This window comes from Helicobacter sp., assembly GCF_017502485.1.
GTDB lineage: Bacteria > Campylobacterota > Campylobacteria > Campylobacterales > Helicobacteraceae > Helicobacter_B.
In genome coordinates, this window is record NZ_JAFVUX010000010.1 from 38536 (window position 1) to 52701 (window position 14166).

The following is a 14166-nucleotide window of genomic DNA, read 5'->3' on the forward strand; positions in this document are numbered from 1 at the left end:
TTTATTGTATAATAAATCTCCTTAAACTCCACATACTTGTACGCTTTCAAGCATAAGGTATGATTATCTCAAAGTTGCGATTAAAAGGTTCTTATGCACACTAGCTCCATTACTATCCCACAATGTGTGCAAGAGATTATCGCCCATCTACATGCTCACCACTTTCAAGCCTTTATCATAGGTGGTTGCGTGCGCGATAGTCTGCTTGGAGAAAAGCCCAAGGATTGGGACATTACCACAGATGCCACTCCTAAGCAAATCCAAGCAATTTTTGCTAAGAGTTGTAAGCTTATCACACTAGGGGAGCGATATGGGACAATAGGCATTGTCGTAAATACGCCAACTACCTTTTGTGTCGAGATCACAACCTTTCGCCTAGAATCTAGCTATATCAATAGTCGCCACCCAAGCGATGTTTCCTACACTACCGACTTACTCCAAGATCTTAAGCGCAGAGATTTTACCTGCAATGCCCTAGCCTATAATCCCTATTTACTCACTCTCCACTACCTAGACTCATCTCCCAACACATTGAGAAATAAAGCACGAAAGCTAGATATTAATGTCTATGCGCTTTATCATCGCTATATGCCCTATATCCGCGATGATATTTGTGATTATGTAGGTGGGCTAACAGATATTGCTACGCGCACCTTACGCTGTGTAGGCGATGCCAATGCACGCTTTAGTGAAGATGCTTTACGCATATTGCGAGCATTGCGCTTCCAAGCGCAGCTAGGCTTTCGCATAGAGCCTAGCACGCAAGCTGCATTGTTTGCCAATGCCAGTAAGCTTAGCCAAATTAGCGCGCAAAGGAAGCAAGAAGAGTGGAGCAAGATCCTTTATGCCAAGCATATTACAAACGCGATTATAGGCTTTGGTGTGGTATGGGCAGAAGTGTTTAAAGAGTTTGCGAAGCCTCTAATCATACTAGATTCTAGTCCAAGCGCGCGAATGCTCACCATCCTTGCTACACTAGAATCCATAAACACCAACCAAAGCTTGCATATAAGCTCCACTCCCCTAGAATCTATACACACAGATGCTGCTCTAAGCCTGCGTCTAAGCCTGTGGTTTTACGCGCTAGATTCTAGCCTAGAGCAAGCCACAAGCTCCCTGCAAGCCCTAGGCTATAAATCGCGCATTATCTCTCTGTGTCAAACACTCCTATCCCACGCCACTCTCCCAAGCCCACAAAGCCTAGAATCCACTAGGATCCTAGCTAGAGATATAGGGCTGGATTCTCTAGCACTTGTGTGTGAGCTTATTGCACTAATCTATGGCAAGCACTATGCCGAGCCTTTACAAAAACACCTAGCCACAATCCACACACAAAAGCTCTGCTACAATCTAGCCACTCTGGCACTAAATGGTAATGACCTAACCGCAATAGCAGACTCTATAGGCATAGTACTAGAAGGTAGAACTATCGGCAGGCTTTTGCGTACCTTGCTTGATGAAGTAATTTGCTCGCATTTACCAAATACCAAAGATACACTTTGCGCACGCGCAAAAGAGCTTATCCAAGCTAGCCTAAACTAAGGAGTATTTATGGGACTAATTTGTGGGATTGATGAAGCTGGGAGAGGCTGCGTGGCTGGCTCGCTGTTTATTGCAGGCTTTGTGTGCGAGGAGAAGCAAGATCTCTTCGCACTTGGCATAAAAGATAGCAAGAAGCTATCACAATCCAAACGCTTTGCACTAGAATCTACCTTGCGCGACAATTTTGCCACCCATATCGTGCAAAAGTCTGCCGCACAAATTGATACACAAGGACTAAGCGTGCTGATGAAAGAAGCACTAGAAGAAATTATGGAATATTTTAGCCCACTATGCAATCGCTTCATTTTTGATGGCAACACAAACTTTAATGCCAAATCCCCAAACGGCACACAATTAGAAACAATAATCAAAGGCGACACGCTTGTAGCCGCGATTTCTTGTGCTTCGATTCTAGCTAAATGTGCAAAAGATAGAGAGAGTCTAGAGCTAGATAAGCAATTCCCGCAGTATGGGCTAGCCAAGCACTGCGGCTATGGGACTGGGGCGCACTATGAAGCAATCAAGCACTATGGGCTAAGCCCAATCCACCGCGCAAGCTTTCTTACACGCCTTGAGCTTGAGCGATGATGATGATCCCATACTTTGTGCACAGTGGTTTTAGTAGCACGAACGAAAGATATGTGCAAATATTCTCCTTGCAAGTAGATAGCTTCTTACACCTACCATTTTCCAAGCAAATCCGCAAAAGCACCGCCCAGATCACTTACTATACTAAAGCACACACCATAGCTATCAAACCACCTATGTGAGATAAGTTAAGTATATGCTTAGGTCTTTGCTAAATCTAACACAAGCATATCACCACTTTCTTGCCATTTAAAGCCAATTAGACTTATATGCAGATAAGCAAAATTCCTGCCCTATCCATAAGCTCTATTCTAGATTGTGGAAGCTTTTGTAAAGAATCTAGCCCCTAAACCATGCGAGCAAATCACTTGAAGCTAAGGTTAGCACTAAGCAGGACACGCACACTTGCATAAGTAGATTCTAGGTCGCATTGTAGTGTTGTGCTAAAGCACGCGCGTTGCCTACCCTTAGACGCTAAGGCGAAGAATATAAAGCCAGATTTATCTCTCTCCATAGCAAGCTTATAGCGCGCTAAGGCAGAATTTCTAAGCTATGGATACACCATCCTAGAATCTAAACCAGTAGCACACCGCTATTTGCGCGCACTTCTTCAAGCGTACGCTTGCATCAAAATACTCTGCCATTGTAGTGATAGAATCAGCTCCAAGCTTGATGTAAACTTTGATACAAAGTCTTAAATGCTTGATTACTTATAGGCTTTTCAATAAGCCAAAATATCCTAGAAGTTTGGCTTATTGAAAAGCCTATAAGGCGCACCCTGCTTGCACAAATCAGCTTGTCTTGACATTAAACTTTTTTTAGGCAGTTGTTAAACGATAGGTATCCTTGTAGCCGACTTTATAGAGACAATAACTTGCCATTGCAGGGACAAAAATCCCTAGAAAAACACCTCCTATGCCCACATAAATCATATACACTATTCTTTGCATACATCCACAATGACCGCCCAAACTCATCTAGCAAATACACATAAAGCAAGGCTATTAGTGGGATTTGGTGCGCTGTTGTATCCTGCCACAGCTCGAACAAATCCCCCATAGCAAAAACTGCTTGGGTGTGCTGAATAAATGCACAACTTCTACATAGCCAATTTGCCACCAAGGGCGATATATTCTCTTCTTGCGCGTCCATACTCACACTTCCTTCTACAAGCAAAATGTATGGCTTTGCATAAGAGATTCTAAGAGAGAGCTTGAGTATTAGCAACTAGACTAAGTCGTGATAATGTAGCCACGCAAGCCACATAACACCCATATATTCTAAAAAATCCCCACACAACACTGTAGCTTGATTTAGCAATCCACGCGTACGCACTTTCACCACTTGATCACACACTCTTTTCTTGCTTGGGCGCAAAGCTATCAAGTGCGTTGTAGCTTATATTCAAAACTCACACTAGGCTTGATAACATAACCCCTAATACTCCCCCGCATATAACATACCATAGGCGCGGATTATGCACCTTGCACACCAATTTGATAATATGCAAAGCCCTTAGATGCTAAATCAAGGCTATGATAAATATTGCGCCCATCAAAAATCACAGGCGTGCGTAAAAGCTTTTTGATCTCATCAAAATCTGGGCTTCTAAACTCGCGCCACTCGGTAACAAGCACGAGCATATCGGCATTTTTTAGCGCGTTATATTTACTTGTGGCAAAAGTGATAGAATCTAAATTTTCTTGCAAATAGAAGCGTGCTTGCTCGGTGGCTTTTGGGTCATAGGCTTGGATTCTAGCCCCTCTACTTACTAGCTCTTTTATCAACACAAGTGCGCTTGCTTCTCGCATATCATCTGTCTCTGGCTTAAAGGCAAGCCCCCACACAGCGACAACCTTTCCTGAAAGATCTTGCCCAAACTTCTTACAAATTTTTTGCGCAAGCAGCTGTTTTTGTGCATCATTGACTTGATCGACTGCTTGCAAGATTCTAGGCGTATAGCCTGCATCAAGAGCGGTTTTCTCTAAAGCTTTGACATCTTTTGGGAAACAGCTCCCACCATAGCCACAGCCCGGATAAATAAAGCTATATCCTATGCGCGAATCACTGCCTATGCCTTGGCGCACATCATTGATATTTGCCCCCACGTGCTCACAGATTTGACTCATCTCATTGATGAAACTAATTTTTGTCGCTAGCATTGCATTTGCCGCATATTTTGTCATCTCTGCAGATTCTATCCCCATAGCGATAAGGCGATCAGATTTGACCAAAAATGGCGCATATAAAGAGCGCATAACACTTAAGGCTTTGGTGCAATCACTCCCTATCACCACACGATCTGGACTCATAAAATCCTTAATTGCCACGCCCTCTTTTAAAAACTCTGGGTTGCTCACCACAGCAAACTCCACATCCTTACCCCTAGATTCTAAGGCTTTAGCAATGATTGAGCGCACTTCTCTAGCAGTCCCCACAGGTACAGTGGATTTGTCGACAACTATCGTGTAGTCATTCAAGTGCTCACCAATATCTTGTGCAACAGCACGCACAAAGCGCAAGTCTGCACTACCATCATCGCCCATAGGCGTACCCACAGCAATGAAAATCACTTCTGCTTGCGCAATTGCCTCAAGCTTTGAATCTGTGAAAGACAAAGTGCCTTTGGCTTGATTTTCTACAATCATCTCGCTTAAACCCGGCTCATAAATAGGCACTATACCCTTTTGTAATTTGGCGATTTTGTCTCTATCAATGTCAAGACAAGTTACATTATTGCCCATTTGCGCAAAACACGCCCCAGCCACCAAGCCGACATACCCACTCCCAATAATCGTAACTCTCATATATCAATCCTTAACCAAGTAACATAACAACTCTACAAGCACACAAAACTGTCTAAGCTCTCTATACCAAAGCTCTTCCTACTCAAATGTTACATCACGCGCTTCTACAAGATCACCATAAATTGGCGCAAGTATCTCTTCATAAGCCTTTACTAGAAATTTATCTTTTTGCAATTGTCTCATTTCTTCATTAAGCCACTCAAGCAACTCTACATTGCCCTTTTTAACCGCTGGAGCTACCACATCAATCTCCCCAAGCTCTTTAATCCCAACTGCAAAGCTTGGATTTTCTTTTGCCCAAGCAAAGAGTAGGGTATTATCATGTGCTAGTGCATCGCCCCTACCATCTTGCAAGGCTGCGAAAGTCTCGGTATTTTGCTCAAACTTTAGTAGCCTGATTTCTGGGTGATTTTTGCTGAAGTAAAAGTCTGCTGTCGTACCCTTATTGACAATGAGTGTTTTGCCTTGTAACTGCGCTATGTCAGTAACTACGCCATCTTTGCTTACAATGCCTAATGACACTTTCATATATGGATTGGCAAAATCCACTTGATTTACACGCTCATCTGTGCGTGTGAAATTTGCCATCATAATATCAGCCTTATCAGACTTCAAAAACTCGATACGATTAGCCGCTTCCACAAGCACAAAGCGCGCTTTCTCTTCACTACCAAGCAAGTCTTTGGCAATTTGTTTAGCGATATACACATCAAAGCCAGCGTTTTGCCCCTTTTCATCAACATAGCCAAAGGGTGGCTTATCACCAAAAACTCCGATAATAATACTATCTTTTTGCTTGATAGATTCCAATGTACTTGCGCCTGATTGACCCTCGCCACACCCACTTAACATAGCCATAGCCCACACAGTCCCTAAACCAAAAATTATACGCAATACACTTTTCATATGCTTTCCTTACATATTCTCTATATGATTCCTGATTGCTAGATTCTAGTTAGAGTCTAGCGGAGCCTACCCCACTACAATCTTATTGGCTTCTTCCATTCTCTGCAAATGCTCCCATCGCTCATCGACTTCTTTTTGGAATTTTTCGATGATATGGGCATTTTCTGGCTTAAATAAATGTTTAAATCGCCCTTGTGCGCCAAGATAGTCCCGCACAGGGATAATATTTTTAGGACGATAGGTAATATGCACCTCCTTGCCATTAATGATTTCAAAAAGTGGGAATGCCAGAGAATCTACCGCGAGATCAGAAACATCAATCGTCTTATTAGACTCAAATCGCCATTCAGTCGTGCAAGCACTCATCGCATTGATAAAAGTTGGTCCCTCTGTGTCAATGGCTTGCTTGATCTTTTTGTTCATATCTTTCCACTTGTTTGGAGCTACTTGAGCGACATAGGGGCTACCGTGCGCTGCCATTACAAAAAGCATATCTTTTTTGCGTTCCTTTTTTCCATAGCTGGCACTCCCAGCGGGCGTTGTTGAAGTGCTAGAGCCAATGGGCGTAGAGCTTGATCGCTGCCCACCGGTGTTGGCATAGACTTCATTATCAAGGCAGATATAAGTCATATCATGTCCGCGCTCAAAGCAGCCACTAATAAACTGGAACCCAATATCATAAGTACTACCATCACCACCAAAGGCGACAAACTTAGGCTTCTCGCCCTTATATCGCCCCTTTTTTGCTAATGCACGATACATAGTCTCTGCCCCAGCTGCCGCAGTAGAGCCGTTTTCAAAGCCAATATGTATCCAAGGCACATCCCAAGAAGTATGCGGATAGACCGCCGTAGAGACTTCAAGGCATCCCGTAGAATTGCCAATAACAATAGGTCCTTCAACGGCATTTAGCACCTCTCTAATAATAATCCCATGCGCACAGCCCGGGCACAAAATATGGGAACCCTCAAACTTCTCCGCCGCTTTGGAAAATTGCTTTAAGTTTTTTACTTCTCTTACCATAACTTCTCCTTACAACTTCTCTACATTAGTAAAAGCTCATTTTTGGACCGCGTAAGCCGATAAACTGCTGCGTGGGGTGCGTGAGCTTACCAGTTTTAGCATTTTTCTCTAGCTCGCAGAATATCCCTACCAAATCCACCTGCGTAATATCGCGCTCACCTAAACCATAGATGTAGTTGCCAAGCACAGGGTGCGCAGAATCTGGCACCTGATACAATGCCGCGGCAACTTCATTAAACAACGCTCCCATAGCACCAGCAGGCAAGCTCTTATCCATAATACCAACCGCTTTTGTGTGCTTTAGTGCTTCACCCACAAGTGCGTAGGGAAATGGGCGGAATACTTTGACACTCACAACCCCTGCTTTAATGCCATTTTTACGCGCAGTTTTTGCCGCTACACGGGCGGATTCTGCTGTGGTCCCAAGTGCAAAAATAGCCACTTCTGCATCATCCATATCATAAGTTTCTACGACTTTATGCTCCCTATTTGCAAGCATTTTAAACGCGCTAAATGCCTCTTCGATGACGGCTTGTGAGTGCATAAGCGCATTATGTAGCTGTGCTTTGTGTTCATAATGCCACTCTTCTTCTGCTTGCGCACCATAGGTAGCTGGGTGCTCGAAGTTAAATAGAGGATTTTTCTCCTTATACTCGCCGATAAATGCATAAGCTTGCTCATCACTTAAAGGGCGGACATTTTGCGCAGTGTGAGAGCATAGGAAGCCATCTTGATTGACAATAACTGGAATCCGCACGCGCATATCCTCAGCGATTTTAAAAGCTAGGAGATTAAGATCATACGCATCTTGAGGATTCATCGCGCAAAGATTGATCCAGCCTGCATCGCGCCCTAGATACATATCTGAATGATCGCCATGGATATTAAGCGGCGATGCAAGCGCGCGATTAACAAGATTTAGTACAATTGGCAAGCGCATACCAGAAGCTTGATAAAGCACTTCTACCATCAGTGCAAATCCTTGCGAGCTTGTCGCAGTCGCCACACGCCCACCAGCAGCTGCCGCGCCTACGCAAGCACTCATTGCCGCATGCTCAGATTCTACAAGCAGAAACTCACCATCAATGTAGCCATTGCTCATAAAAGTCCCATAATTTTGCACGATGGGTGTTGAAGGCGTGATGGGATAAGCTGCGACTACATCGATTTGGGCTTGGCGCATCGCTTGACACGCCGCCATATTGCCATCCCATACAACCACTTTGTCAAGTTCCATAACTTTTGGCATAGCTTACTCCTCTCTTTTTTTCTTTTCTTCTTTGGCTGGCCACTTACTAAGGGCTACTTCATTTATCTCGTGGTTATTAAACATTAGCAGAGATTTTGGATTAGTCGGACAAACATCTACGCACACGCCACAGCCTTTGCAGTGCATATAATCCACACCCTTTAGCTTCTCATCGCGCACCAAAATCGCCGCATCAGGGCAATACATCCAGCAGTTAAAGCAATTGATGCAAATCTCACTATTATGCACAGGCTTATCAATGCGCCAATGCGCCACACTCGTGCCATAGGAGCTTTCTTTCGTATAACTTCGCTCATTATTATGCTGCCGCAAAGTCTCTACCCCATCTTTTTCAAAAGGAAACAACACGGACCCAATTTCTAACTCTGTCCAATCTTTCATACTATCTCCTTGCAGTAGCTATTGCACGCTATCATACGCGCGCTGTATGGCTTCCATATTTGCATCAATCACTGCTTGTGGCAACTTCTTGCCAAGCACTTTTGTAAAAGCCTTTTTAAAATAATCAAGCTCCAAAATCCCAGAAATTTTCACAAATGCGCCAAGCATAGGGGCATTTGGTATCGGCTTGCCAATTGTGTCAAGCGCGATTTGAATACAATCAAGTGTATAAAGTGTCTTACCTTGCAAATCAGGCTTTTTCGCAATTAACTCTTCTTTTGAGAGATGGGTTGTGATAATGTATTTTGTCTCTGGCTTCTCATTGGCACAAATATCGGTGATAAACACAATACCCGGATCAATCACTAGCACATAATCTGGCTCCATAAACTTCTCGTGGTTTAAAATCGGACAATCATCAATCCTATCATATGCACTCATCGCCGCACCACGCTTAGCTGACCCATAGAGCGCGAATGCCTGCACTTCCTTCCCTGTTGTTGCTACCACATCAGCAAGTCCTTTGGCACCTGTTACTGCACCTTGACCCGCTCGCGAATGCCATCGTATCTCTAGCATAGATTCTCCTTGACTTAAAGGTGATGTTTCAATCCTTTACACACAAAATGTCTAAAGACTGTGGAAACGCCGAGATCTTACCACCTTGTTGCTAAAACAACTATAAATTGAGAATCCACACCCACCAAAAGTGTAGAAAACTCTCATAAAATGTATATAATCGTAACAAATATTCCCAGCACTCGCGACTAGATAGAATCTAGTGAATCTCGCTATTTTACTCAGTTTGCATAGCTAGTTGCTACGCTTTGCTACATTTTTAAATCCTATTCTGTCGTGTGCCATCCCTCTTCATACTGCTTGGCTTGTACGCGGATAGCACTTACTGCCTCATAAACACCATCATAGCTTGCCGTAGCCCTAGATTCTAGCCCCACGCCATAGCCGCTACGCACCCACACACCATTGATCTGCGCATTCTGCGCTGCTTCTAAATCATAAATTGTATCACCAATCATAAATACCTGCTCCTTTGGTGTAATAGGCAAAGAATAAAGAGCTTTTAAAATCGGTTCTGCGCTAGGCTTTGGGTGCTGCACATCTTCACTGCCTATAACAACTTTAAAAAACCGCAAAATATCGAAATGCTGCAAAATATGCTTAGAATATAGCGCGGTCTTTGTCGTAACCACCCCAAGGTGCGCAAAGCCACTTGCCATAATAAGAGATTCTATTACATTTGGTAACAACTTCGTTTCTTGTAGATAAATTTTCCTGTAATGATTTTTATACAAAATTGCCCTATTTTGCGCTTCTTTACTATCAAACCCTATCTTTACAAACATCTCCGCAAGTGGTAGCCCAATGAGCGAGCGCACCTCATCTAAAGTGGGGGAAAATTCCACACCACAAGCGTGAGTGAAGCTATGATAAATGCCATCGATAGAATCTAGAAGCGTCCCATCTAAATCAAAGAGCAAGACATATTTCTCATGCTCACCAGAATCCGCTTTTATCTCGTTGCCTAGGTTTAAAGCAGGCTTTCTTACTATATGCGGCTCACTAGAGTCTAGCTTTAACTCAAAGACTCCTTGCGCACACTCAATACTCTTAGATTCTGGTAATTCCTTTAGCTCGATTGTGTCTTGTGTGCTTGGGTACTTAGGCTCTTCCTTAAGCTCGATATGCGCACTCATCTCCTCAGACCTAGAATCCACACTCTCATCTGCCTGCTTTGTATTGTGAAATTTTTTCCAGCTAAACACGATGTTTTCTCCTTTTCCACAATGTCCTGCCGCTTGGAGCATTACCAGATAAAATGCCGTAGCGTAACTCATAGCCCATAACAAGCGTAGCCACAAGAAGTGCACACGCCTGCGCCACAGGATAGCTTGCAAACGCCCCGTCTAATCCATAACGCTCACTTAAAGGGGGCAAAAGTAATGCGATAAACAAAAATGTGTAACAAATTGTAATGACAATAGAGCTTATTGTGCGTTGGATGGATTGCAAAAAGATTGCACACACCATACTAATCCCCAATAGTACATAGCCAATGTAGTAAATATGCATCGCTTGCACGCTTAAAATAGCCACCCTATCGCTTGAATCGACAAAAAATGCCACAAAATACGGCGCGCAAGCAAAAAACAGTCCATAAAGTAAAAGCCCGATAAGCACCACTGCAACAAGTGCAAAGCCAAGTGCGTAACGCAGTCTAGCAAAATTACCAGCTCCGTAATTAAAGCTAGCAATGGGTTGCAAGGACTGAGAAACAGAGAGCAAAATCGTAAAAAACACAATCCCGCAATACAGCACCACACTATACACCGCAAGCCCTGTATCTCCTGCTATACTTAAAAGCGCACCATTATACAGCACCATTACAACAGCTGCTGAAAGCTCGGATATACTCTCTGGCAAGCCACTTTTAGCCGAAGAAATAATCGCGACAAAGGAAAACCTAGGGACAAAAAACAACGCGCCCTTTTTGCGCACAAAATGACCAAGCAGTACGCTAAATCCTATCGCGTGCGCCAAAATAGTCGCAAGCGCACTTCCCTCAATCCCCATATCAAGCACAAACAAAAACACATAATTAAGTGCGATATTACTTGCTGATCCCAAAATCATCGCAAACATACCTAAAATCGGGCGTTTGTCATTCACGACAAAAATATCGCTTAATGGATGCAAGATCAAAAATGGCATACCAAGGAAAGTAATTTGCAGATAGATTCTAGCAAATGCGCGTATTTCATTAGAAATCTCCTTGCCACGCGTAAGGAAGATCAAAATCTCATCAACAAGCACAAAGCCCAGCACGCCCATAACCACCGAGCTAAGCGCCACGAAGTAAAAAATTGAGCTAAACACGAGCCTTGCCCTAGCAGCGTGGTCCTTACCCAAAAAATACGACACAATTGCCGCCCCACCAAAGCCAAAAAGCAGCTCATATGCGATACAAGCGGGGAACACCGCCCAGCACGCACCAATGGCAGCCAAACCATCTGTGCCAATCTTTCGTCCCACAAAGATCCCATCAATCGTAGAGTAAGTAGAGAGAGCGAGCATCGCACAAAGAGCAGGGATAAAATAGTAGAAAAATAGCTTGATGATAGAATCTTTTTTAAGATCCAAGCCTGTAGCAATCATTATCCATCCATAGATTACACAAAGATAATCGTGCATTATAGCAATGATGAGTTAATGCTTGCCCACCACTAAGCGCCCAATATTTGCGCCATTTAAGTAAATTCTTACGCAAAATGCCCTACACTATCTCCCATCTTAAACCGAAGGAGTTGGCTATGGAATTTCGTATTGAACACGACACAATGGGCGAAGTAAAAGTACCCAATGACAAATATTGGGGAGCGCAAACAGAACGAAGCTTTGAAAACTTCAAAATCGGCGTAGAAAAAATGCCCAAAGAGCTAATTTATAGCTTTGCAAAACTTAAGCGATCGCTTGCAGTGGTGAATAACGACCTAGGCAAGCTTAATGATGAGAAAAAAAACGCCATCGTGCAAGCGTGTGATGAAATCATTGCTGGTAAGTTTGATGACAACTTTCCTTTGGCTATTTGGCAGACAGGCTCTGGCACACAAAGCAATATGAATATAAATGAAGTCATCGCTAATCGTGCCAGCGAGATTCTAGGGGCAGACTTCCGCAAGGAGAAAAAAATCCACCCAAATGATGATGTCAATATGAGCCAAAGCTCTAATGACACTTTCCCCACGGCAATGAGTATCGTCTCTGTAATCCAGCTAGAAAAAAAGCTACTTCCCTCTCTAGAAGCTCTACGCGATACTTTTGCCAAAAAGGTAAAAGAGTTTGACTCCATCGTAAAAATCGGGCGCACACATTTGCAAGATGCCACCCCCCTCACTCTTGGACAAGAATTTAGTGGCTATCTTTCGATGCTTGAGCACTCACGCGAGCAAATCATCTCTTCTTTACCTACGCTAAGAGAACTTGCCATCGGTGGGACAGCGGTGGGCACAGGGCTAAATGCGCACCCAGAGCTTAGTGAAAAAGTGAGCGCAGAGCTTAGCAACTTCACAGGCGTGAAGTTTGTCTCAAGCCCAAATAAATTCCACGCACTAACAAGCCACGATGCCATCACTTTCGCACACGGCGCACTAAAAGCACTAGCGGCAAATCTTATGAAAATCGCTAATGATGTGCGCTGGCTAGCAAGCGGACCTAGATGCGGGCTAGGCGAGCTACTAATTCCAGAAAATGAGCCCGGAAGCTCCATAATGCCTGGCAAGGTCAATCCCACACAATGTGAAGCATTAACAATGGTAGCAGTGCAAGTTATGGGCAATGATGCGGCAATTGGCTTTGCAGCTTCGCAGGGGAATTTTGAGCTAAATGTCTTTAAGCCAGTGATTATTTATAACTTCTTGCAAAGCCTTGACTTGCTAGCAGATGCAATGCACTCTTTCAATATCCACTGCGCTGTAGGTATTGAGCCAAATAAAGAAAAAATCGCGCATAACTTGCACAACTCTCTAATGCTGGTAACTGCGCTTAATCCACACATCGGCTATGAAAATGCCGCAAAAGTCGCCAAAAATGCACACAAGAAAAACATCTCCCTAAAAGAGTCTGCCCTAGAGCTAGGACTCCTAAGCGCGGAAGATTTCGACAAATATGTTGTCCCAGAAAATATGATTAAACCTAAAGCATAAGCATCTTATGCGCCCTTTTCGCCTCCTAGGAGCTAGGCTAGCCCTACTCCTAATACTTGCACCTATTTCTCTTCTTGCTATTCCGCTTTGTCAATCTCAATCTGAGCAGCTTAAATTTTGGGGCGGTACACTTATGCAAATTATCTCTCTGCACGCAGGCGTGGGCGCAGACTTCAATGCACTAGATTCTAGCGCGAAAAACCTAGCGCGAAAAACGGCTACCACGCCAATTGTAGGCGCTAGTGCTGGAGTAATGTATATGAATCCAGAAGATGATAGGGAACTTGATTATGGTTGGAGAGTGCGCTATCTCTTTAGCCACTCTCCAAAGCTTGATCGTAGCACACACTACATCGGTGCGCTTTTGTATCTCCATCCTTTTCCTAATCCCTACCACCGTGCAAGTGGAGCGATACAGACACATAAAGACTGCGAAGATAAGCCTGATGGCTACCCTACGCCATTTTCCTTTGTGCTAGGCAGTGGGCTTAGTGTGCAGAGCAATCCTTATGGACAGAGTGTAGGCGGATATATGGAGAGTGGGATCGCGCTTTTTAAGTGGTTTCCGCTTAACGCTGAGCTGATTTATCGCATTAGCTTCTATCCTAGTAATCCATATTTTGAGTCCATTACACAAAGTATCCAGCTCGTTTTTACAATCCTTTAGATTCTATCTCAAGCATTGCCCATAGTTTAGGGCAGCTATTACCGATAGTGATATAAGGCATAGCCCGTGCTAGTTTCTTTAAAATCCCTAGAATAAATACTAGAAAAGATAGCAAGCATTAAGTAAGAATCAAACCAAGCTAGAATCTAAAAGCCTAGATTCTAGCCAAATGCAAAATAGCTTGCCACGACTTGCAGTCGTGGCAATGACAAAACTAGAATCTACACGCCAAAAACACCACAAAGCCTAGAATCTAAACTT

General features: G+C 43.6%; 14 protein-coding genes. 4 read left to right on the top strand and 10 right to left on the bottom strand.

Annotated features, from left to right (window positions below; all coding sequences use genetic code 11):
- The first annotated feature begins 93 nt into the window (after positions 1-93).
- Positions 94-1542: a hypothetical protein gene (locus tag IKB69_RS02025; protein WP_290945594.1), complete on the top strand. Its 1449-nt coding sequence runs from the start codon at positions 94-96 to the stop codon at positions 1540-1542.
- 9 nt (positions 1543-1551) lie between these two features.
- Positions 1552-2130 (top strand): ribonuclease HII, encoded by a 579-nt coding sequence (locus tag IKB69_RS02030; protein WP_290945596.1) that lies wholly within the window; start codon positions 1552-1554, stop codon positions 2128-2130.
- 364 nt (positions 2131-2494) lie between these two features.
- On the opposite strand, the gene IKB69_RS02035 is transcribed toward IKB69_RS02030, so the two are convergent.
- From IKB69_RS02035 to IKB69_RS02080, 10 genes are all read right to left on the bottom strand, one after another.
- Positions 2495-2644: a hypothetical protein gene (locus IKB69_RS02035; RefSeq protein ID WP_290945598.1), complete on the bottom strand. Its 150-nt coding sequence runs from the start codon at positions 2642-2644 to the stop codon at positions 2495-2497.
- 344 nt (positions 2645-2988) lie between these two features.
- On the bottom strand, positions 2989-3282 hold the full coding sequence (locus tag IKB69_RS02040; protein WP_290945600.1) for a hypothetical protein: 294 nt from the start codon (positions 3280-3282) through the stop codon (positions 2989-2991).
- Between the two features lie 323 nt (positions 3283-3605).
- Positions 3606-4937 carry a UDP-glucose/GDP-mannose dehydrogenase family protein gene (locus tag IKB69_RS02045; RefSeq protein WP_290945603.1) on the bottom strand — a complete coding sequence of 444 codons (1332 nt, stop codon included), beginning with the start codon at positions 4935-4937 and terminating at the stop codon, positions 3606-3608.
- A gap of 78 nt (positions 4938-5015) precedes the next feature.
- Positions 5016-5795, bottom strand: coding sequence for a cysteine ABC transporter substrate-binding protein (locus tag IKB69_RS02050; RefSeq protein ID WP_290945659.1), 780 nt, complete (start codon positions 5793-5795; stop codon positions 5016-5018).
- Positions 5796-5909: 114 nt separating this feature from the next.
- A complete protein-coding gene (locus tag IKB69_RS02055; RefSeq protein WP_023930047.1) occupies positions 5910-6866 on the bottom strand; it encodes a thiamine pyrophosphate-dependent enzyme in 957 nt (318 codons plus the stop codon).
- A gap of 25 nt (positions 6867-6891) precedes the next feature.
- Positions 6892-8115, bottom strand: coding sequence for a 2-oxoacid:ferredoxin oxidoreductase subunit alpha (locus IKB69_RS02060; protein ID WP_290945607.1), 1224 nt, complete (start codon positions 8113-8115; stop codon positions 6892-6894).
- A gap of 3 nt (positions 8116-8118) precedes the next feature.
- The gene (locus IKB69_RS02065) at positions 8119-8517 is read right to left on the bottom strand and encodes a 4Fe-4S dicluster-binding protein (RefSeq protein WP_290945609.1); all 399 of its coding nucleotides are present in this window, start codon (positions 8515-8517) and stop codon (positions 8119-8121) included.
- A gap of 18 nt (positions 8518-8535) precedes the next feature.
- On the bottom strand, positions 8536-9096 hold the full coding sequence (locus tag IKB69_RS02070) for a pyruvate flavodoxin oxidoreductase subunit gamma (RefSeq protein ID WP_290945611.1): 561 nt from the start codon (positions 9094-9096) through the stop codon (positions 8536-8538).
- A gap of 266 nt (positions 9097-9362) precedes the next feature.
- Entirely contained in the window at positions 9363-10301 is a 939-nt protein-coding gene (locus IKB69_RS02075) for an HAD family hydrolase (RefSeq protein WP_290945613.1), read from the bottom strand.
- Positions 10294-11691 carry an MATE family efflux transporter gene (locus tag IKB69_RS02080; protein ID WP_290945615.1) on the bottom strand — a complete coding sequence of 466 codons (1398 nt, stop codon included), beginning with the start codon at positions 11689-11691 and terminating at the stop codon, positions 10294-10296. The genes IKB69_RS02075 and IKB69_RS02080 overlap by 8 nt, the downstream gene beginning before the upstream one ends.
- 155 nt (positions 11692-11846) lie before the next feature.
- Between IKB69_RS02080 and fumC the strand changes: the two genes are divergently transcribed.
- Together fumC and IKB69_RS02090 are read left to right on the top strand one after the other, a co-directional pair.
- A complete protein-coding gene (gene fumC, locus IKB69_RS02085; RefSeq protein WP_290945617.1) occupies positions 11847-13238 on the top strand; it encodes a class II fumarate hydratase in 1392 nt (463 codons plus the stop codon).
- Between the two features lie 7 nt (positions 13239-13245).
- The gene (locus IKB69_RS02090) at positions 13246-13905 is read left to right on the top strand and encodes a hypothetical protein (protein ID WP_290945619.1); all 660 of its coding nucleotides are present in this window, start codon (positions 13246-13248) and stop codon (positions 13903-13905) included.
- The last annotated feature ends 261 nt before the right edge of the window (positions 13906-14166 follow it).